This window comes from Stutzerimonas stutzeri (assembly GCF_000952685.1).
GTDB classification, from domain to species: Bacteria; Pseudomonadota; Gammaproteobacteria; order Pseudomonadales; family Pseudomonadaceae; genus Stutzerimonas; species Stutzerimonas stutzeri_E.
Window position 1 is genome coordinate 400,669 of record NZ_JYHV01000037.1, and the last position, 19,804, is coordinate 420,472.

17 protein-coding genes are annotated in these 19,804 nt (G+C 62.9%); 8 read left to right on the forward strand and 9 right to left on the reverse strand.

The annotated features are described in order from the left end of the window. Window positions 1-6: 6 nt before the first annotated feature. Complete coding sequence (locus UF78_RS20460; protein ID WP_045164049.1) at window positions 7-1,200, reverse strand: CaiB/BaiF CoA transferase family protein; 1,194 nt, start codon at window positions 1,198-1,200, stop codon at window positions 7-9. 236 nt (window positions 1,201-1,436) lie between these two features. On the opposite strand from UF78_RS20460, the gene UF78_RS20465 reads away from it, so the two are divergent. Genes UF78_RS20465 through UF78_RS20475 form a run of 3 tightly spaced genes read left to right on the forward strand, consistent with a single transcriptional unit; the run spans window position 1,437 to window position 4,466 of the window. Next, window positions 1,437-2,423: a Bug family tripartite tricarboxylate transporter substrate binding protein gene (locus UF78_RS20465; protein WP_080890670.1), complete on the forward strand. Its 987-nt coding sequence runs from the start codon at window positions 1,437-1,439 to the stop codon at window positions 2,421-2,423. 12 nt (window positions 2,424-2,435) lie between these two features. After that, a complete protein-coding gene (locus tag UF78_RS20470) occupies window positions 2,436-2,927 on the forward strand; it encodes a tripartite tricarboxylate transporter TctB family protein (RefSeq protein WP_045164050.1) in 492 nt (163 codons plus the stop codon). A 27-nt stretch (window positions 2,928-2,954) separates the two neighbouring features. Next, window positions 2,955-4,466, forward strand: coding sequence for a tripartite tricarboxylate transporter permease (locus tag UF78_RS20475; protein WP_045164051.1), 1,512 nt, complete (start codon window positions 2,955-2,957; stop codon window positions 4,464-4,466). Between the two features lie 102 nt (window positions 4,467-4,568). Here UF78_RS20475 and UF78_RS20480 read toward each other — a convergent pair whose 3' ends face one another. Further along, window positions 4,569-4,814: a DUF4282 domain-containing protein gene (locus UF78_RS20480; protein ID WP_045164376.1), complete on the reverse strand. Its 246-nt coding sequence runs from the start codon at window positions 4,812-4,814 to the stop codon at window positions 4,569-4,571. A gap of 213 nt (window positions 4,815-5,027) precedes the next feature. On the opposite strand from UF78_RS20480, the gene UF78_RS20485 reads away from it, so the two are divergent. Both UF78_RS20485 and UF78_RS20490 read left to right on the forward strand, forming a co-directional pair. Continuing rightward, window positions 5,028-6,422: a DUF2868 domain-containing protein gene (locus UF78_RS20485; RefSeq protein WP_045164052.1), complete on the forward strand. Its 1,395-nt coding sequence runs from the start codon at window positions 5,028-5,030 to the stop codon at window positions 6,420-6,422. Between the two features lie 75 nt (window positions 6,423-6,497). Further along, the gene (locus UF78_RS20490) at window positions 6,498-7,871 is read left to right on the forward strand and encodes a GTPase/DUF3482 domain-containing protein (protein ID WP_045164053.1); all 1,374 of its coding nucleotides are present in this window, start codon (window positions 6,498-6,500) and stop codon (window positions 7,869-7,871) included. Here UF78_RS20490 and UF78_RS20495 read toward each other — a convergent pair. After that, window positions 7,868-8,788 carry a DMT family transporter gene (locus tag UF78_RS20495; protein WP_045164054.1) on the reverse strand — a complete coding sequence of 307 codons (921 nt, stop codon included), beginning with the start codon at window positions 8,786-8,788 and terminating at the stop codon, window positions 7,868-7,870. The genes UF78_RS20490 and UF78_RS20495 overlap by 4 nt on opposite strands. 87 nt (window positions 8,789-8,875) lie before the next feature. Between UF78_RS20495 and UF78_RS20500 the strand changes: the two genes are divergently transcribed. Then, window positions 8,876-9,790, forward strand: coding sequence for a LysR family transcriptional regulator (locus UF78_RS20500; protein WP_045164055.1), 915 nt, complete (start codon window positions 8,876-8,878; stop codon window positions 9,788-9,790). Between the two features lie 55 nt (window positions 9,791-9,845). Here UF78_RS20500 and phoU read toward each other — a convergent pair whose 3' ends face one another. The 5 genes from phoU to UF78_RS20525 form a co-directional block, all read right to left on the reverse strand. Beyond that, entirely contained in the window at window positions 9,846-10,568 is a 723-nt protein-coding gene (phoU, locus tag UF78_RS20505) for a phosphate signaling complex protein PhoU (RefSeq protein ID WP_025243469.1), read from the reverse strand. A 185-nt stretch (window positions 10,569-10,753) separates the two neighbouring features. Next, window positions 10,754-11,584 carry a phosphate ABC transporter ATP-binding protein PstB gene (pstB, locus tag UF78_RS20510; protein WP_045164056.1) on the reverse strand — a complete coding sequence of 277 codons (831 nt, stop codon included), beginning with the start codon at window positions 11,582-11,584 and terminating at the stop codon, window positions 10,754-10,756. 94 nt (window positions 11,585-11,678) lie between these two features. Further along, window positions 11,679-13,349, reverse strand: coding sequence for a phosphate ABC transporter permease PstA (pstA, locus tag UF78_RS20515; protein WP_045164057.1), 1,671 nt, complete (start codon window positions 13,347-13,349; stop codon window positions 11,679-11,681). A gap of 71 nt (window positions 13,350-13,420) precedes the next feature. Then, window positions 13,421-15,697, reverse strand: a complete 2,277-nt coding sequence (locus UF78_RS20520) for an ABC transporter permease subunit (RefSeq protein ID WP_045164058.1) — start codon at window positions 15,695-15,697, stop codon at window positions 13,421-13,423. A gap of 215 nt (window positions 15,698-15,912) precedes the next feature. Further along, window positions 15,913-16,881, reverse strand: coding sequence for a PstS family phosphate ABC transporter substrate-binding protein (locus tag UF78_RS20525; RefSeq protein ID WP_045164059.1), 969 nt, complete (start codon window positions 16,879-16,881; stop codon window positions 15,913-15,915). 217 nt (window positions 16,882-17,098) lie between these two features. On the opposite strand from UF78_RS20525, the gene UF78_RS20530 reads away from it, so the two are divergent. After that, on the forward strand, window positions 17,099-17,500 hold the full coding sequence (locus tag UF78_RS20530) for an acyl-CoA thioesterase (protein ID WP_045164060.1): 402 nt from the start codon (window positions 17,099-17,101) through the stop codon (window positions 17,498-17,500). A gap of 12 nt (window positions 17,501-17,512) precedes the next feature. On the opposite strand, the gene UF78_RS20535 is transcribed toward UF78_RS20530, so the two are convergent. Further along, window positions 17,513-18,712, reverse strand: a complete 1,200-nt coding sequence (locus tag UF78_RS20535; protein ID WP_045164061.1) for a GGDEF domain-containing protein — start codon at window positions 18,710-18,712, stop codon at window positions 17,513-17,515. 171 nt (window positions 18,713-18,883) lie between these two features. Between UF78_RS20535 and UF78_RS20540 the strand changes: the two genes are divergently transcribed. After that, window positions 18,884-19,792, forward strand: coding sequence for an AEC family transporter (locus UF78_RS20540; RefSeq protein WP_045164377.1), 909 nt, complete (start codon window positions 18,884-18,886; stop codon window positions 19,790-19,792). Window positions 19,793-19,804 lie beyond the last annotated feature (12 nt).

The window sequence follows — 19,804 nt, forward strand, 5'->3', positions numbered from 1 at the left end:
CTGCGCTCAGCGAATAGCGCCAGCGGCACGCAGCTCGGCCAGCGCGGCCTCGCTCTTGCCCAGCACCCGGCCGAGCACGCTGTCGGTGTGCTGCCCATGCAACGGCGGTGCCTTCGGTGCAACGGTCGGCGTGCGCGACAGGCGCAACGGGCTGCGCACCATGCGCACTTCACCGGCGACCGGGTGTTCGGCGCTGATCACCAGGTCGCGATGGCGAGCGGTCTCCGACTCGAATGCCTGGGCCACATTTTTCACCTCGCCCACAGGAATCCCCTGCGCGCGCAATGCGCCGATCAACACCTCGTTGTTCCAGCCCGCAAAGGCGTCCTGCAGCATCGGGAGCAACACCTCGCGGTTCTCGGTACGGCTCTTGTTCTGGGTGAAGCGCGGGTCGCTATACAGCTCCGGTTGCTTCAGCACGTCCAGACACAGACGCCGGTACTGCTCGTCGTTGCCCACGGCCAGGGCGATGCTACCGTCGGCGGTATTGAACAGCTGATAAGGGACGATGCTGGCGTGGGCGTTGCCGTAGCGCTGCGGCACCTTACCGGTATTGAGATAGCCGGAGGCGATGTTGGCGAGGAAATGCAGTGCGCTGTCGGACAACGCGATATCCACCGACTGTCCCAGACCGGACTTCTCGCGCTCGTACAGCGCAGCGAGGATGCCTTGGACCGCATTCATACCAGTAACCAGGTCGATGAAGGCGACGCCCAGACGCATGGGCTCGCCGTCCTTATCGCCAGTGATCGACATGAAACCGCTCTCGGCCTGGATGATGAAGTCGTAACCGGGACGATTCTCCAGCGGATTGTCGCGCCCATAGCCGGTGATCGAGCAATGGATCAGCCGCGGATTGACCGCCGACAGCGCCGCGTAGTCCAACCCCAGGCGCTTGAGGCTCGCCGGCAGGAAGTTTTCCACCACCACGTCGGCGTGCGCCGCCAGCTCGAGGATCAGTTGGCGACCTTCCGGCTTGCGCAGGTCGACCGCCAGGCTCTGCTTGTTGCGATTGGCGCTGAGGTAATAGGTCGAGATCCCTTCCTTGGCCGGTGGCATCCAGCTGCGGGTATCGTCGCCGCCGTCCAGGCTCTCGATTTTCCAGACCTCGGCACCGAGATCCGCTAGCGCCATGGTCGACCAGGGGCCGGCGAGGATGCGCGTTAGATCCAATACTTTGATGCCCTGCAGAACGCTCACCGGCGCCTCCTCGTTAACGGACCGACAATCTGGGGAGTCGAAGTTGGCCCAAGCGGGTCGAAACCACAACCGGTGACAGGCGCAGTAGTGTTCGATAATCGAACACCATTTCAGTCCAGCGGAGGCTCGGCAGGGCGGGTTCCTTTATGGTGAATGCGTCCGAGCCGCTGTCTATGGCCCTATGCCAGCCAGCAATCGTCGGACGCCCACAACAATTACAAGACGGGATTTCTCCTATGGCTCTGACTCTCAAGCGCACCCTGCGCCTGCGCCTGCTTCTGCTGGGCACCATTCTCCCGCTCGCTTCCATTGCGGCTCAGGCGGCCGAATGGCCAACCGACACCGTTCGCCTGGTGGTGCCCTATGCGCCGGGCGGCACCACCGATGTCCTCTCGCGCAAGATCGCCGACCTGCTGCAGAAGGAAATCGGCACCGTCGTGGTGGAAAACCGTCCCGGCGCCGGCTCGACCATGGCTACCGGTCAGATGGCACGAGGCGGCCGTGGCAGCGACCACAGCATTCTCATGGCATCCCCCGGCCACACCATCGGCCCGGTGATCTACAAGAATCTGCCCTACGACCCGGTGAAGGATTTCAAATTCATCCGCAACGTCATCGAGATTCCCAACGTCATGGTGGTGCCGGCGGACAGCCCCTATAAAACCGTCGACGAGTTCATCAAGGCGGCAAAAGACAAGGAGATGACCTTCAGCTCATCCGGCGTCGGCAGCTCGATCCATATGTCCGGCGAGCTGTTCAAAACCATGACCGGGACCAAGATGACCCACGTGCCCTTCCGTGGCAGCGGCGAAGCGCTGCCGGCGCTGCTCAGTGGCGACGTGGACCTGTCGTTCGAAAACATGCCCACCGTGCTCGCGCACATCAAGTCCGGCAAGCTCAGGGCCTTGGCGGTGACCTCCGCCGAACCTTCTCCTTACCTACCGGGTGTCGAGCCGCTGTCCAAGCTCGGTGCCGATCAGGGGCTCGGCGACTTCGTCACCACCGCCTGGTTCGGCCTGATCGCTGACGACAGCATGCCCGACGAAGCCGTGCAGACGCTGCAGCGCGCGCTGGACAAGGTCATGGGGGATCAGAGCTTCAGGGACTTCGCCGCACAGATCGGCGGCGAAGCGGCAAGCCAGGAAGGCGATGCATTCCGCGACTATGTCGCTGAGGATGTCCAGCGCTGGCAACACGTCGCTGGCCAGGCCGAACTTCAATAAGCGGAGGCCCGCATGAGAACCGCCATCGGTCGTCCGCGCTGGGCCAATATCAATACGCTGCTCGGCGGCCTCTGGCTGCTGGCCGCGCTGGTGTTCGTCTTCCATCTGGTGCCGAACTACATCGAAGAAGCGCCGATGGTTCAAAACCCGATGCAGTCGCCACGCTGGCTTCCCAACGTGGCCGGTTGGCTGGTCGCGGTGCTGTCGCTGGCACTCATCATCGAAGGCTGCCTGCGCCCGCCGGTGCGCACGGTGGCCCTCGAGGAAGGCGCGCCGCCACGCCGCTGGCTGCTGATGCTCGCCGGGCTGGGCGCGTACTGGCTGCTGTTCGAGCCGCTGGGCGCTATCGCCGCCGGGATACTCGGCACCCTGCTGCTGTTCGCCGCCCACCCGGTGCGCAAACTCTGGCTCTACGCGCTGGCAATCGTCTTGCCGTGGATCGTGAGCCTGCTGTTCATCCATGTCCTGAACGTCCCGCTGCCCTCGGGCACGCTCTGGGACTGAACTCCGTCCTTATCCGCGAGTGGCCGAATGGAAGGTTTTTCCGAAGTCCTGAACCTGTTCCTGAGCGTCGACAACTTCGTCGCGATCGGTATCGGCGTATTGATCGGCGTGGTGGTTGGTGCCATTCCCGGCCTCACCGCGACCATGGCGGTCGCCCTGGCGCTGCCGTTCACCTTCAGCCTCGAACCGGTGACGGCAATCCTGCTGCTGGTCGGCATCTACAAGGGCGGCATGTACGGCGGCTCGATCACCGCGATCCTGATCCACACACCCGGCTCGCCCGCAGCAGCCTGCACGCTGCTCGATGGCTATCCACTGACCCAGCAAGGCAAAGCCAAGAAGGCGCTGCAGATGGCGCTTTATTCGTCGTGCATCGCCGACGTGCTATCGAACCTGGCGCTGATCCTGTTCGCCTCCTACCTCGCCAAGATCGCGCTGAACTTCGGCCCGCCGGAGTTCTTCTGGCTGATTTGCTTCTCGCTCACGGTGATTATTTCCATCGCTGGCGAATCCGCGATAAAAGGCCTGATCGCGGCCAGTCTCGGAGTGATCGTCTCCTCCATCGGCATGGATGTGGTCTACGGCAGCCAACGACTGACCTTCGATAGCTACAACCTGATGGATCGGGTGTCCTTCGTGCCGCTGCTGATCGGATTGTTCGCCGTACCGGAGGTGATCAGCTTTTATCTGAAAAAGGCGGAGCCGCACATTCGCGCCGCTACCAGCGGCGCCGGCCTGACACTCAAGGAGCTGAAGGCCAGCCTCAAGACCATCGTGCGCGGCTCGGTCATTGGCGTGATCATCGGGGCGATTCCCGGTACCGGCGCCACCGCGGCCACCTTCATCTCCTACAGCGAAGCCAAACGGCGCTCGCCGAACGCCGCCAATTTCGGCAAGGGCGAGCTGGAAGGTGTGGCGGCAGCCGAGTCAGGCAACAACGGCGTGGCCGGCGCGACGCTGATCCCGCTGCTGTCGCTCGGTATTCCCGGCGACGTTATCACCGCGATCATTCTCGGTGCCTTCATGATCCATGGTCTAACGCCCGGGCCGGTGCTGTTCCAGGAAAACCTCACCCTGATCTATGCGCTGTTCTGCGGAATCATGCTGAGCTCCGCGGTGTTGCTCTGCGTCGGCCACGGCGTGATCAAGTACTTCTCGCTGGTGGCGGACATTCCCAAGGCGATTCTGCTGCCGATCGTGCTGATGTTCTGCGTCTATGGCTCCTTCGCGGTGAACAACAGCGTGTTCGATATCGGCCTGATGCTGTTCTTCGGGGTGGTCGGCTATGTGTTCAATCGCACCGGCTTCGCCACCGCGCCCTTTCTGCTCGGCTTCATCCTCGGGCCGATGTTCGAGGACAACCTGCGGCGCACGCTGCTGATCGGCCGTGGCGATCCGATGATCTTCGTTCGCGGGCCGATCACTTGGATTTTCATCATGCTCACCGCGTTCTCGCTGTTTTTCGCCATTCGCCGTTATTGGCAGGAGCGCATCAAGCGTCCAGCGAACGACGGCGCGCAGGAAAATCCCCTCGGCTAGAGCCTGAAATCTGTCGTTCTTCGATCAGCTGCTGTTAACGCAAGGCGCCACGCCGAACGGCTGGCGCTGAAAACAGGCGGCACGGATGCCGCCTGAGGCCAATCACTGACGATTGGCGATCTTCTGCAGGTTCTCGTTGATCTTGAACAGCACGATCAGCAGCTCGCACCAGATCCGCGTGCCGATCAGGCCGAACAGCAGAATCCCGAGGCCGGACCAGAAACCCCCGCCGTATCCGCTGAACATGGTGCCGATCGCACCGATAACCACACTGATCAAGCCCAGCCAGTAGATGAAGATAATGATCTTCGGCGTCAGCATGGAGTCGAAGAAGAAGACGTCTTTCATAGCAAATTCCTTTTGAAGGTGCACAAGGCGGCGATCAAGCATGGCTTGGCGAATCGGCCTGTCCCTGGCAAATGGCGCGGCGAACCGCAGAGCGATCGGATGATCGGCGGCGGATGCTAGCAGAATCGGCACGTCGTGCCAGCGGGTCGGCCATTTCACCCTTCTGACCGGCAACGGTTATCCTCAGGACCGAATCCCTCTACGAGAAGCCGCGTGCCCCAACCTCCACTGTCGCCGCCGAATCCCCTCGACCGCCTCTGGCTGACCGAAGCCGTACGCCTGCGTGAAGAGCACGCCGGCCCGTTGGATGATGCCGAAGCCAATCGCCAGGCCCGCGCGCAGGGCGGCGAGCTAGCTAAGCTGGTTGAGTTCCGCGCGCTGTGGCTGGCGCGCCGTGACGGATTGATCGACGCCTTGCAGCACTGGCGCCAAGGCGCACGGCTGGCCGGCTTTGCGCTGGTCCTCCTGGCCCTGTTCACCGGGGCCGGGTTGGGACTGGCGGCGCTGGGTGATGGCGTGCGGCCGGTCAATGTGTTCTGGGCGTTGGGCAGTCTGCTCGGGCTGAATCTACTGACGTTGCTGGGTTGGTTGCTGGGATTCTTCTTCGCCGGCGATGCCGGCGGTGCACTGGGCCGCCTGTGGCTCTGGCTCAGTGAAAAGCTCGCCCGTGATGCCCGAGCGGTTCAGCTGGCGCCGGCCCTGCTGGCGGTGCTGGAACAACACCGCCTCGGCCGTTGGCTGCTGGGGCTTGGTGTACACGGTTTGTGGCTGCTGGCGATGTTCAGCGCGCTGCTGACCCTATTGGCGCTGCTGGCGACGCGACGTTATGGCTTCGTCTGGGAAACCACCATTCTCGGCGAAAGTACCTTCATCAGCCTGACCCAGGCGCTCGGCGCGCTGCCCGCGCTGCTGGGCTTCAGTGTGCCGGATGTCGAGCAGATCCGAGCCAGCGGTGCCTTGGCCGGCAGCGCCGAAACCGCCCGGCAAAGCTGGGCCGGCTGGCTGGTCGGCGTGGTGTTGGTCTACGGCCTGCTGCCGCGTCTGCTGCTGACGCTGCTTTGTCTGTGGCGCTGGCGGCGGGGTCGTGCGCAGCTGCGCCTGGACCTGCAATTGCCAGCCTACCGCCTGTTACGCGAACGTCTGCAGCCACCCAGCGAACGCCTCGGTGTCAACGATGCCGCTCCGGCCCAGCTGCATACGCCACACGCCGGCGAGCACCTGGATGGTAGCGAAGGTGCCGTGCTGGTAGCCATCGAGCTGGAGCCGAGCCACCCCTGGCCACCGAAGCTGCCAAGGTCGGTGGCTAACGCCGGCGTGCTGGACGACCGCGAGCAGCGCCGTCGCCTGCTGGAACAGTTGACCCGCTTCCCACCACAACGTCTAGCCATCGCCTGCGATCCGCGCCGCTCGCCCGATCGCGGCACCTTGGCACTGATCGGCGAGCTGAGCCGTTGTGCCGCACAAAGTCGCATCTGGCTGTTGCAGGCGCCCGCTGGCGAAGCGCTGGACAGTTATCGGCTGCAGGATTGGCACCAGGCGCTGGAGAGCCTTGGGTTGCCTCATTCGGGCAGCGCCCCCATGACCTGGTTGGAGACTGGCCATGATTGATGAGCTCGGCTCGATTCCGGCGGACGCCAGCCAGTGCGTCCATAGCTTCGTAAACACCAAGACGGAATTGCAGTCATGAGCGCGCCCCTGAAGCTCGCGCTGGTCGGCCACACCAATGTCGGCAAGACTTCGCTGCTGCGCACCCTCACACGTGATGTCAGCTTTGGTGAGGTCTCGCATCGGCCCAGCACCACCCGCCATGTCGAAGGCGCACGGCTCTCGGTGGATGGCGAACCGCTGCTGGAGCTCTACGACACGCCGGGCCTCGAAGACGCCATCGCCCTGCTCGACCATCTCGAACGCATCGAACGACCCGGCGAGCGCCTCGATGGTCCGGCGCGCACGGCCCGTTTTCTCGACGGCAGCGAGGCACGCCAGCGTTTCGAACAGGAAGCCAAGGTGCTACGCCAGCTATTGGCCAGCGATGCCGGCCTCTACGTCATCGATGCCCGCGAGCCGGTATTGGCCAAGTACAAGGACGAGCTGGCGGTGCTGGCCGGCTGTGGCAAACCGCTGCTGCCGGTACTCAACTTCGTCGCCCAGCCCGGTCACCGTGAAGAACAGTGGCGCGAAGCCCTGGCACGGCTGGGTCTGCATGCATTGGTGCGCTTCGACAGCGTGGCGCCGCCGATCGACGGCGAGCGTCGCTTGTACGAAAGCCTGGCGCTGCTGCTGGAGCAGTCGCGCCCGAAGTTACAGCGCCTGATCGACGACCATGAAGCCCAGGCCGCCGCACGACTGAGCGAGGGCAACCGATTGATCGCCGACTTGCTGGTGGATGTCGCTGCTTGCCGGCGCAGCGTCGCCGCTCAACCGGAACTCGAACGCGGCGCCATTCGTGAGCTGCACGATGCCGTGCGCGCCCGCGAGCAGCGTTGCGTCGAAACCATGTTGCGGTTGTATGGCTTCCGTCCGCAGGATGCAGCGGCCGCCGATCTGCCGCTGCTCGATGGTCGCTGGGGCGACGATCTGTTCAATCCGGAGACGCTCAAGGAACTCGGTGTAAAAATCGGTGGGGGTATGGCGGCCGGGGCGGCCGCAGGTGCCGGTGTCGACCTGATGGTCGGCGGCATCACTCTGGGCGCAGCGGCATTACTCGGTGCCATTGCCGGTGGCGGCGCGCAGACCGCTCGCCACTATGGCAATCGCCTGCTGGGCAAGCTCAGAGGCCAGCGCGAGCTGACCGTCGATGACGCCGTGCTGCGCCTGCTCGCCCTGCGCCAGCGACGGCTGCTGATCGCACTCGCCGCGCGCGGGCACGCCGCGATGGACGCGATCCGCGTCGATGCGCCGGACGATAAGGCGTGGCGCGAAGGCAAGCTACCTGAAGCGCTGCACCGGTGCCGCGCGCATCCGCAATGGTCCTCGCTCAATCCTGGCGCCCGCCTGGAGCAGGCCGAACGGCAGCAGCAACTGGCGGAACTGGTGACCAGTCTTCAACGAAGCTAGGCACTCGCCACAACGGCCGCGTCTGACACGCGCGGTTTGGGCCTAAGAGATGACCGCAAGGCACAAAACGTCGCCGCGATTATCAGCAATCCTCCGATCCAGCCCTGCAGCCCCAGCCGCTCACCGAGCCAGAGACCGGCGATAATCGCGCCGAACAGCGGCTCGGATCCCATCAGCAGCGATACCCGCGTCGCGCTGGTCCGACCCAGCGCCAGGTTTTGCACATAGAGTGCGAACAGCGTGGCGAAGCCCACCAGATACAAGGCCGCCGCCCAGAATGCCGGGCTTTGCGGCAAGGCCGGTAAGCCATCTGGCAGCGAGAAGCCCAGCACCAAGCAACCTGACGCCACCACACCGCTTTGCACCGCCGTCAACGCCAAGGGCGGAACCTCAAGACCGGCGGTCAGGCGTCGCGTCAGGCACACGAGTACGGCGCGCAACACCGCGGCTGCAAGCATCAGCCCATCACCCATATTGAGCGATATCGCCATGCCTCCGGTCAGCAACCAGACGCCGGTTAGCGACAGCGCGCAGGCGACGAACAACAGATTGCTCGGGCGCTGGCGCAGCATCGCCCACTCCACGAACGGCGTGAACACCACGCACAGGCTGATGAGAAAGGCAGCGTTGCTGGCGCTGGTGAGCATCACGCCCCAGGTTTCGCAGAGAAAGATTCCCAGCATCACCAGCCCCAGCGGCAATCCCGGACGAATCGCCCGTCGCCCCCTGCCGCGCAGCTGCGGCAACAGCAGGAAGAACGTCAGGCCAAAGCGAATCGCCAGAAACCCCAGCACGGGATAGAACCACAGTGCCTGCTTGGCCACCGTGTAGCTGCTACCCCAGATGACCGCCACCAGCAACAGCATGGCATCGGCCAGCCAGAGGTTGCGTTGTACCACGCCGCGCCCGTTCTGCATGTGATCACCGTTTTATCTGAACGGGCCGATTGTCCATTGATACGCCGAGGACGATAATCCAGCGATTCGGCAAAGGACTTGTTCAGCATGAGAACAAATGACAAGACCGCGCTGCTCCCAGGTATGGCGGTGTTCGTGCGTGTGGTCGAAGCGGGAAGTTTCTCGGCGGCGGCGCGACAGCTCGGCAGTACCGCGTCGGCGGTGAGCCGTCAGATAGCACGGCTGGAGCAACAGCTGTCGTTGCGACTGCTGGAGCGCACCACCCGGCAGCTTCGGCTGAACGAGGCGGGCCGCGAATTCTATGCACATTGCCGAACGATGCTGGATGCTGCCGACCAGGCCCTGGCCATCGGTGAGCGGCTGATGAGCAGCCCACGCGGGCTGGTGCGCCTGAGCGTGCCCAAGGCCTACGGCAAGTTCGTCATCAGCCCGCTGATGCCGGGGTTTCTACGCCGCTACGTCGACGTCGACGTACAGCTGCAGATCAGCGACCAGAGCCCGGACCTGATCGACGATGGCTTCGACCTGCTGGTAAAGGTGACCGACCGTCCGCCGGAAGGGCTCGCCGGCAAGCCGCTCGGTCCGGTCCGGCAGCTGCTTTGCGCCAGCCCGACATACCTGACAATGCACGGCACGCCCCAGCATCCGCAGGAGCTGCTGAGACATAGTTGCCTGTATCTGGGCGAGCACGCTGGCGATAACCGCTGGCATTTCAGCGATGGTGCGCAGGAGGAAGTGGTGACGGTGCGTGGTCGCTACATCAGCAACCACAGTGAAGCGCGGCTCGAAGCAGCGCAGGCTGGTCTCGGTGTCACCGTCTTGCCACAGTTCACCGCCGCGCAAGCCCTGGCCGAGGGCCACCTGCGCGAAGTGCTGCCGCAATGGCGTTACACCGGATCGTATCAAGGCGCCGCCTGGTTGCTGTGGCGACCGAACCAGCGCCTGCCGCCGAAGCAGCGAGCGCTGATCGATTATCTCAGCGAGGCCTTGGCGTCGCGCTGACCGCTCGTCCGCCCTCTTATCGCACTGGCCCGCCGATCAGCCAACCCTCGGCAACTCAGTCGCGCTTGGCGACTTCTTCTGCCATGCGCGTCAGGCCCAGGTGGCGGACGTCAGTGCCACGCACCAGATAGATCACCATTTCAGCGATGTTGCGCGCATGGTCGCCGATCCGCTCCAGCGAGCGCAGCACCCAGATCACGCTGAGCACGCGCGAGATCGAGCGCGGGTCTTCCATCATGTAGGTGACCAGCTCACGTAGTGCGGTCTTGTATTCGCGATCGACAGTCTTGTCGTACTGCGCCACCGACAGAGCCAGCTCGGCGTCGAAGCGGGCAAAGGCATCGAGCGCTTCCTGCACCATTCGACGCACCTGATCGCCAATATGGCGGACCTCGACGTAGCCACGCGGCGACTCGCCGTCTTCGCAGAGTTCGATCGCCCGCCGGGCGATCTTGGTCGCCTCGTCGCCGATGCGCTCCAGATCGATCACTGACTTGGAGATGCTGATGATCAGCCGCAGATCGGATGCCGCCGGCTGGCGACGGGCGAGGATGCGGATGCATTCCTCGTCGATGTTGCGCTCCATCTGATTGATCTGGTCATCGACCTCGCGCACCTGCTGCGCCAGCCCGGAATCGGCTTCGATCAGCGCGGTAACCGCATCGTTGACCTGCTTTTCGACCAACCCGCCCATGGCCAGAAGGCGACTGCGCACCTCCTCCAACTCGGCGTTGAACTGTTGGGAAATGTGTTGGGTGTGGCTGTCTTTGCTGATCATGTTTTCGCTCCGAGGAGGCTGCCGCTAGGCGGCGCTGGTGCGCAGCGCACCGGTGTAAATTGATTCACCTGAATCCGTCTGGGCTTTGGCAGAGCGTGTCAGGCAAGGAGGCGGAACGCAGACAGTACGTTTTTGTACGGCAAGTTCCGCCGACGCCGCTTGGCGCGCTCTGACATAGCCAGGCCTCAACCGTAGCGGCCGGTGATGTAATCTTCTGTCTGCTTCTTGGCCGGATTGGTGAACAGGGTATCGGTGTCGCCATATTCGATCAGCTTGCCCATGTACATGAACGCGGTGTAGTCGGACACCCGCGCGGCCTGCTGCATGTTGTGGGTGACGATGACGATGGTGTACTTGGCCTTCAGTTCGTAGATCAGCTCTTCAACCTTCAACGAGGAGATCGGGTCAAGAGCCGAACTCGGTTCGTCGAGCAGCAGCACTTCGGGTTGTACGGCGATGGTGCGGGCAATGACCAGACGCTGTTGCTGACCACCGGAAAGACCGAGCGCCGACTCGTGCAGGCGATCCTTGACCTCATCCCACAATGCCGCGCCCTTGAGTGCCCATTCGACGGTTTCGTCGAGCACGCGCTTCTGCTTGATGCCCTGGATGCGCAGGCCGTAGACGACGTTTTCGTAGATGCTCTTGGGGAACGGGTTGGGCTTCTGGAACACCATGCCGACGCGGCGGCGCAGGTCGGCGACGTCCTCGCCCTTACGGTAGATGTTGGTGCCGTCGAGGTTGATCGCCCCTTCGATGCGGCAGCCGTCGACCAGGTCGTTCATGCGGTTGAAGCAGCGCAGCAGCGTCGACTTGCCGCAACCGGACGGGCCGATGAAGGCCGTCACCCGCTGGCGCGGAATGCTCATGCTGACGTTGTACAGCGCCTGCTTCTCGCCGTAATACAGGCTCAGGTCGGGCACTTCGATGGCCATCGCTTCGTTGGCCAGGTCCAGTGCGCGCTTGTCGCGACCCAGCGCAGAGATATCGATGGAATGGGTAGTTCGGGTTTGCATAAGGCTCACTCCGGGAGAGCTGGAAGCTGGAAGCTGAAAGCTGGAAGTCGAAGCGTGCTGCTTCTAGCTCCCAGCTTCTGGCTTTCAGCTGCTGTTAATGGTCGAGCGCTTTGTATTTTTCGCGCAGATGGTTACGAATGACGACTGCAGTGAGGTTCAGGACCGCAATCACCAGCACCAGCAGCAATGCGGTGGCGTAGACCAGCGGCCGCGCCGCCTCGACGTTGGGGCTCTGGAAGCCGACGTCGTAGATATGGAAGCCCAGGTGCATGATCTTCTGGTCGAGATGCAGGTAGGGGTAGTTACCATTGAGCGGCAGGCTCGGTGCGAGCTTGACCACACCGACCAGCATCAGCGGCGCCACTTCACCGGCCGCACGGGCCACGGCGAGAATCAGGCCGGTCATCATCGCCGGGCTGGCCATCGGCAGCACCACTTTCCACAATGTCTCCGACTTGGTCGCGCCGAGCGCCAGCGAGCCTTCGCGAAGAATTCGCGGAATACGCGCCAGACCTTCCTCGGTCGCGACGATCACCACCGGCAGGGTCAGGATCGCCAATGTCAACGACGCCCACATCAGACCCGGCGTACCGAACACCGGCGCCGGCGCCGCTTCGGGGTAGAAGATGCGGTCGAGCGAGCCACCCAGGACATAGACGAAGAAGCCCAGACCGAACACGCCGTAGACGATCGAGGGCACACCGGCGAGGTTGTTCACCGCGATGCGGATGATGCGGGTCAGCACGCCCTGCTTGGCATATTCGCGCAGGTAAACCGCGGCGATCACGCCGAACGGCGTCACGATCACCGCCATGATGATGGTCATCAGCACGGTGCCGAAGATCGCCGGGAAGATGCCGCCTTCGGTATTGGCTTCGCGCGGCTCGTCGCTGACGAATTCCCAAACCTTGGCGGCATAGAAGCCCAGCTTGTCCAGCGTCGACATGGCGTTGGGACGATAGGCGCGGACGATCTTGCCCAGGCTGATCTCCTTTTCCTGACCGTCCATGGTGCGCATGGTGATGCTGTCGCGATTGAAACCTGTGTAGAGCGAGACCAGCTCGGTCTCGAGCGCCTTGTATTCGGCATCCCACCGCGCACGCTCGGCATCGAGCTCGGCCTGGGCGGCCGCATCGAGCTGATCGTCCAGCTCCAGCTTGCGGGTCTTCAGACGCAGGCGTTCGAGGCCATGGTTGATGCGACCGATGTCGACCTTCTCCAGCCTGGCGATATCAGCATGCAGCTCGTCGATGCGATCAATGCGCTTTTGCAGTTCTGGCCATGCTGCGTCGCCTTCGGCTACCAGCTGACCGCTTTCTTTGACGTTCAACAACTCGCCATAGAAGTTGCCCCACTCGCGGCGCTCCAGCGCCACCAGATCGGCCGGCTTACGCGGATTGCTCAGCCACTCGCCGACGACCCAGGAGAAGTCCGCGCCATAAACCTCGCGGTTGCCGACCTTGAGCAGTTCGCGCGTCATGAACTCGCCGCCCTCGACATCTACCGGGAGGCCACTGGCCGCCAGGCGCGCCCGTGGCACCTCTTCGGCCTGCACGATTTCACCGGCCATTACGCGTGGCTCGGCACCGGGGATCTGGTAGTCGCTGACGACGACGTCAGCTGGCCAGAAGTGCTCAAGGCCCCGCACGGCGATTACCGCCAGCAGGCCAAGGGTCATGATCACGGCGATGGAAACAGCACCGGCATTAATCCAGACCCAAGGGGTGCCGCTCTTGATCCAGGTTTTCAGCGAATCCTTTTTCACGGATCGATACCTTTTCGAAATCTTGTCGTAGCCGCAGCGGGCTGCGTCGGTGCCCGAAGGCGTGGTTCGTGTTACAGGCTGGCGTATTTACGACGCAGGCGCTGGCGGATCACCTCGGCCAGGGTGTTCATCACGAACGTGAACATCAGCAGCACCATCGCCGCGAGGAACAGTACGCGGTAGTGGGTACTGCCCACTTCCGACTCGGGCATTTCCACCGCCACGTTGGCCGCCAGCGTGCGCATGCCTTCGAAGATGTTCGCTTCCATGATGGGCGTGTTGCCGGTGGCCATCAGCACGATCATGGTCTCGCCCACGGCGCGGCCCATGCCGATCATCAGCGCAGAGAAAATGCCTGGACTGGCGGTGAGCAGCACCACGCGGATCAATGTCTGCCAAGGGGTTGCACCGAGCGCCAGTGAGCCCAGCGTCAGGCTGCGCGGCACGCTGAATACGGCGTCCTCGGCGATCGAGTAGATCGTCGGGATCACCGCGAAGCCCATGGCCAGCCCGATCACCAGAGCGTTGCGCTGATCGAAGGGAATGCCCATCTCGTTGGACAGCCACAGGCGCATGTCGCCGCCGAAGAACCAGTTCTCCAGGTAACCACTGACCGCCAGCGAGCCCCAGCCCACGAACAGGATCACCGGGATCAGCAGTACCGCTTCCCAGCCATCCGGGACGCTCAGGCGCAAGCCTTCGGGCATCCGGCTCCAAATCCAGCTGGCCAGCAGGATGCCGACGGGCATCAGCAACAAGAGACTGAAAATGCCGGGTAGGTGGTTTTCCAGATAGGGCGCCAGGAACAGGCCAGCAAAGAAGCCGAGGATCACCGTTGGCAAGGCTTCCATCAGCTCGATAACCGGCTTGACCTTGCGGCGCAGCGTGGGCGCCATGAAGTAGGCGGTGTAAAACGCGGCGCAGATAGCCAGCGGGGCTGCCAACAACATCGCGTAGAAGGCCGCCTTGAGGGTACCGAACGCCAGTGGCGAAAGGCTCAACTTGGGCTCGAAGTCACCAGTCGCAGAAGTCGACTGCCAGACGTAATCAGGCTCGGGGTAGCTTTCGTACCAGACCTTGCCCCACAGCGCGCTCCAAGAGATCTCCGGATGCGGGTTGTCGATGACAAAACGCTGCAGCTGATCACCTGACTCCACCAACAGGCGGGTCGCACGGGGGGACATGGCGGCGACAGCGGCGCCGTCAGTGACCTGTTCGGTCAGCAGGGTACGATGGGCAGTGCTGTGGAAGATGCCCAAGGTGCCGGCGCTATCGAGCGCAAGAAAGCCCTTGCGACGCTCTTCGGGAAGAATCTGGGTGATCGGCTGGCCGTCCAGCTGAAAGTTGCGCACATTCTTCAGCTCGGCTTGACCATCGTTACCCCGAACCATGAACCACTGGCCAACGCCACCGACCGAATCGCCGACCATCAGCGAGATGCCACCGAGCAATGAAGCCACGGTGGTAATTTCGCCTTTGCCCGCGAGCAGCTTGTAGCGACCGTTGAGCTGCTTGCGACGCAGGTCGAATACGTCGACGCTGGAACGGCCACTCACCGCGAACAGCCACATATGGCGTGGGTCGATGCGCAGGGCTTTGATCGGCTCCGACAGCTGAGGAAGCGCCATCCGCTCCTCTTCCAGGCTGATTTCGCCGGTCATCAAGTTTTCGCTGGAGGCTATTTTCAACGCATGCAGCGCGCCGTCTGTTGCGCCGGCGACCATCAGGGTCGAGCCGTTGAGACTGATGGCCGCGTGCTCGATGGGACGTCCTTGCGGGTCCAGGTTCAGCGGCTCTTTACCGAAGGGGTAGTCCAGCTGCGGCGTGATGGTTTTCTTGCCTTCCGGATAGCTGACTTTGTAATTGTGTTCGGCCACCAGCACCTGGCCGTTGCTCAGGCCCAGCACCATCCGACGGTTGCCGGGCGTGTCCTCCCCCACCGATACGATGTGGCTGTCGGCCGGCAGCGGTAGTTCGACCGTGCGCAGGGATTCGCCGGTTCTCACACTGAAAAAGCGCACCACGCCGTCGTCACCGAGGCGCAACGCGACCTGGTTCTGCTCTTCCATGGCCAGCAGCAGCGGCTTGCCGGCATCGGCCAACCAAGCCGGCTGCTGGGCATCGCGTGCGTCCAACTCGGCGCCCTGGAACATGGGCGTAACAACTTGAGCAAGATAGAAAAAGATCAGGCAGATCGCGCCGAGCACGGCGAGCCCGCCTATGGAGACATACCAACGCGCCAGGTTGTCTTTCAGCGCGCGTACGCGCCGCTTGCGTTGCAACGCAGGGGTGTTGAAGTCCAGCCGTTGCACATCGGAATTCGCGCTCATGGTCTCGATATCGTTCATGCGAAGGTCCTGGCCGCTCAGGCCGTTAAAACTGAACTGCTACGCCGCTATGGCGCGAGTCGTTTCCTGGCTTGATGGCCGGTCGGGCGCCTAATTTAATGCAGCTGTGTGACAGAAAAATTACAGCCAGGTGACGTGAAGACGCCCGCCAACGCGCGGGGCGTGGCGGGCGTCGCTGCAACTCGCGGCAAGCGCCGCGTGGCTGGCGTGACGTCTTAGTTCAGACCCAGCTCTTGCATGGTCTTGTCGACCACTTTCTTCGGCAGCGGGATGTAGCCGTCCTTGACCACAACTTCCTGCCCCTGCTTCGACAGCACAAGCTTGAGGAACTCGGCGTCGATCGGGCTCAGCGGCTTGTTCGGCGCCTTGTTGACGTAGACGTAGAAGAAGCGAGCCAGCGGGAACTTGCCAGCCAGAGCGTTCTCTTCGTTGGCTTCGAAAGCCTCGCCACCCTTGGACAGCGGTACAGCACGGACGCTGGAAGTCTTGTAGCCGATGCCCGAGTAACCGATGGCGTTCAGAGTGCTGGAGATCGACTGCACCACCGAAGCGGAGCCTGGCTGCTCGTTCACGTTGGACTTGAAGTCACCTTTACACAGGGCTTCTTCCTTGAAGTAACCGTAGGTGCCGGACACCGAGTTACGGCCGAACAGCTGGATCGGCTTGCCAGCCCACTCGCCGGTCAGACCCACGTCACCCCAGGTCTTGATGTCCTGCTCGCCACCGCACAGCCGGGTGCTGGAGAAGATCGCGTCGACCTGCTCGATGTCCAGGCTCTTGATCGGGTTGTCCTTGTGGACGAATACGGCCAGGGCGTCGATAGCGACCGGCACTGCAGTCGGCTTGTAGCCGTACTTCTCTTCGAAGGCCTGGATTTCGTTGTCCTTCATTGGACGGCTCATCGGGCCGAGGTTGGCCGTGCCTTCGGTCAGCGCGGGCGGTGCGGTGGAGGAGCCGGCGGCCTGAATCTGGATGTTGACGTTCGGGTAGCTGCGCTTGAAGTCTTCAGCCCAGAGGGTCATCAGGTTGGCCAGGGAGTCGGAACCGACGCTGGACAGGTTGCCGGAAACGCCGGAGGTCTTCTCATAAGCCGGCAGTGCCGGATCAACCGCGGCCACTGCGTTGGCAGCGCCTACACCAGCGGCAACAAAGGTCAAGGCCGCCATCAAACGATTCAGTTTCATTCCATGCTCCTAGCAGGGGTGTGTCAGTGTTTGGAACGGGGGCCATTGTCTGCAGGCCGTGTGAACACTCTATGAACTGAATATGACAATCTGGTGACGACCAGGAACTTGTTTCGCTTCAGTCGCTGCGGCCACGCACAGCCGCTATACTCGGCCCGGCCCGCACTACCGTGGGCATTTCGCGCCAGAACAACAAACGCGCCGCGAGTCCAACCCGATGAAAGAATACGAACAGGAAGACCCAATCCCACAGGGCGATCTGGCCCTGCAGCTGACCGCCCTGCCGCGCGAAACCAATGGCTTCGGTGACATCTTCGGGGGTTGGCTGGTATCCCAGATGGATCTGGCCGGGACCGCCATGGCCAGCCGCGTGGCAGCCGGCCGCGTGGCCACGGTGTCCATCGACCGCATGGCGTTCATGGTGCCCGTGGCCGTGGGCGCGCAGCTGTCCTTCTATACCCAGACGTTGGAAATCGGGCGCAGCTCGATTCGCATGCTGGTGGAAGTCTGGAGCGATGACCCGCTGTCCAGTGAGTGGCGCAAAGTGACCGAGGCGGTATTCGTCTTCGTCGCCATCGACGGCAGCGGCCGCACCCGCCCGGTCACGCCGCGGCGCTGAATGGCGCAGCGCTCACTCCGCTGACAGAGCAGGGCTCAACGCGTAGCGATTCTTGCCGGCCTGCTTGGCTCGATACAGTGCGGCATCGGCCGCCTGATAGAGCTGTTCGGCGGTCTGCCCCGGCTGCCACATCGCGACGCCGATGGTGGTTGTGACGCAATTCCCCTGTGCCGATGCGGGATGGGGGATAGCACGTTCGGCGAGCGTCGACAGTATCTGTCCCGCAATGGCTTGCGCCGACGCAGCATCGCAATTGAGCAGAAGCACGGCGAATTCCTCGCCCCCAACCCGCGCCGCCAGATCCATTGGCCGTCGCGAGAAGCCATCCAACAAGGCACCGAAGTCTCGGATCAGCGCATCGCCGGCCGGATGGCCGAGGTTGTCGTTGTAGGCCTTGAAGTTATCCAGATCGAGCAGCAGCAGCGCTAGCGGCTGACGATCACGCCGTGCCTGCAACAGTGTCTGGTTGAGCGCGGTGTCGAAGCTGCGACGGTTGGCCAGCCCGGTCAGTGCGTCGTGCTGCGCAACCCAGCCGAGCAGCTTGCGCACCAGGAATTGTTCGCGCTGCGAGTATTCATGGACATAGCGACTGGTCGCCCCGATCACCAGCAGCAACAGGTAATAGCTGACCGAAATCCAGTGCACCTTCATCTCGAAGGGCGAAAGAATCATCGCAGCCATCAACACGTCGATCAGCACGATCAATGCCGCGCTGATCAAGGCCCGCCAGAAGGTGATTCCGAGAAAGAAGAACGAACAGACGATCAACAGCCCGGCGCCATAGCGGAACGACATTTCCGGCTGGAGCATCTCGTACTGGATATCGATGCGCGCAGCGATGATGCCGACCAGTACCAGCAGCACTGGAAATAGCCGATTGGCGATGATCCTGACCCGCTTGTGGAAGAGCGACATGGCCAGAATCCCGAGCCCGGGAAGCATCTCCAGCAGGCGCAGCAGCGTGAGCTCGAGCAGCCAGGCCGGATCGGACTGGGCAAAAAGATGCCGTTCGACATAGAGGTAGCCCGCAACCACCAACATCAGCAAGCAAGCACCTAGCCGTTGCGCCAGGCGCGCCTGATGATTCAGGTAGCGGCGAAATTCACGTTCCAGTTCAGGCACGAAGAACAGGAAGCGAAACCCCTGAAGCAGCTGCCTGCCATAGGGCGTATCCCGAAAATCTTCGGCAGACTGATGTTCTAGGCTTTGCATTGGCGTCGCTCATGTACTGGCGCAGCGATGATATCACTTAGACATCAGGCCGCCCGTTTTCCCGATGAACGTGCACGCAGGCGTCTGCCGTGGGCCTTTGCCACGCCCATCACTTGCCGGCGCCGCCGCTACGCTCCACTATCGGACCACCTGCATTGTTGGATGTATCGCGTGACTGCCCTTCTGCTCGCCCTCTGGCCCTTGTTTGCCCTGATCATCGCCGGCTATTTCCTGCGACTGCGAGACTTTCCCAACGAGTCCTTCTGGCCGGGTGCCGAACGGATCAACTACTTCGTGCTGTTCCCGGCGCTACTCTTCAGCAGTCTAGCTACCGCGCCGCTGGACAACCCGGCGCTACCGCGTCTGGCAGGCGCGGTCATGCTGGGGCTGGGCCTGGCATGGGCGGGGCTGCTACTGCTCAAGCGCGTGCGCGGCTGGCCGGCCGCGCGCTTTGGTGCCTTCGCCCAAGGCGCGCTGCGCTTCAATACTTATCTGGGGTTGGCTGCGGTGGGCAGCCTGTTCGGCAAGGAAGGGCTGGCACTGGCGGCGTTGATGCTGGCCTTGATGGTGCCCACCGTGAACGTGATGTCGGTATGGGCGTTGACCGCCGAACGTGGCGTCAGCGTGCGCTCGTTGTTGCTGCCGATCCTGAAGAATCCGCTGATTCTCGCCTGCCTGGCCGGCGCTCTGGTGAATCTCGCCGGAATGGGTTTGCCTGGCGGTACTGATCGTCTGCTTAACCTGCTCGCCGCCGCAAGCCTGCCGCTGGGGCTTCTGTGTGTCGGGGCCGCGCTGAAACCACGGGAACTCGGCGGCGAAATTCCCGCGCTCGGCTGGAACAGCGCCCTGCGCCTGCTGGCAGTGCCGCTGCTGGCCTTTGCCGTGGCCCACATCGTTCATCTGCCGACGATGGAAACCACCATTCTGGTGCTGTTCTTCGCCTTGCCTACAGCTCCAACCGCCTATGTCCTGACCCGCCAGCTCGGTGGCGATAGCCACCTGATGGCCGGCATCATCACCCTGCAGACGTTGCTCGCCGCCGCCAGCCTGCCGCTGGTGTTGACGCTACTGAATAGCTGAATCGAGCCCGTA

What these genes read in the sequence shown, in the direction of transcription:
- UF78_RS20470 (WP_045164050.1), top strand. Translation starts at nt 2,436, where the DNA reads ATGAGAACCGCCATCGGTCGTCCGCGCTGGGCCAATATCAATACGCTG.
- UF78_RS20475 (WP_045164051.1), top strand. Translation starts at nt 2,955, where the DNA reads ATGGAAGGTTTTTCCGAAGTCCTGAACCTGTTCCTGAGCGTCGACAAC.
- UF78_RS20480 (WP_045164376.1), bottom strand. Translation starts at nt 4,814, where the DNA reads ATGAAAGACGTCTTCTTCTTCGACTCCATGCTGACGCCGAAGATCATT.
- UF78_RS20525 (WP_045164059.1), bottom strand. Translation starts at nt 16,881, where the DNA reads ATGAAACTGAATCGTTTGATGGCGGCCTTGACCTTTGTTGCCGCTGGT.
- UF78_RS20495 (WP_045164054.1), bottom strand. Translation starts at nt 8,788, where the DNA reads ATGCAGAACGGGCGCGGCGTGGTACAACGCAACCTCTGGCTGGCCGAT.
- UF78_RS20490 (WP_045164053.1), top strand. Translation starts at nt 6,498, where the DNA reads ATGAGCGCGCCCCTGAAGCTCGCGCTGGTCGGCCACACCAATGTCGGC.
- UF78_RS20530 (WP_045164060.1), top strand. Translation starts at nt 17,099, where the DNA reads ATGAAAGAATACGAACAGGAAGACCCAATCCCACAGGGCGATCTGGCC.
- phoU (WP_025243469.1), bottom strand. Translation starts at nt 10,568, where the DNA reads ATGATCAGCAAAGACAGCCACACCCAACACATTTCCCAACAGTTCAAC.
- pstB (WP_045164056.1), bottom strand. Translation starts at nt 11,584, where the DNA reads ATGCAAACCCGAACTACCCATTCCATCGATATCTCTGCGCTGGGTCGC.
- UF78_RS20500 (WP_045164055.1), top strand. Translation starts at nt 8,876, where the DNA reads ATGAGAACAAATGACAAGACCGCGCTGCTCCCAGGTATGGCGGTGTTC.
- UF78_RS20535 (WP_045164061.1), bottom strand. Translation starts at nt 18,712, where the DNA reads ATGCAAAGCCTAGAACATCAGTCTGCCGAAGATTTTCGGGATACGCCC.
- UF78_RS20520 (WP_045164058.1), bottom strand. Translation starts at nt 15,697, where the DNA reads ATGAACGATATCGAGACCATGAGCGCGAATTCCGATGTGCAACGGCTG.
- UF78_RS20465 (WP_080890670.1), top strand. Translation starts at nt 1,437, where the DNA reads ATGGCTCTGACTCTCAAGCGCACCCTGCGCCTGCGCCTGCTTCTGCTG.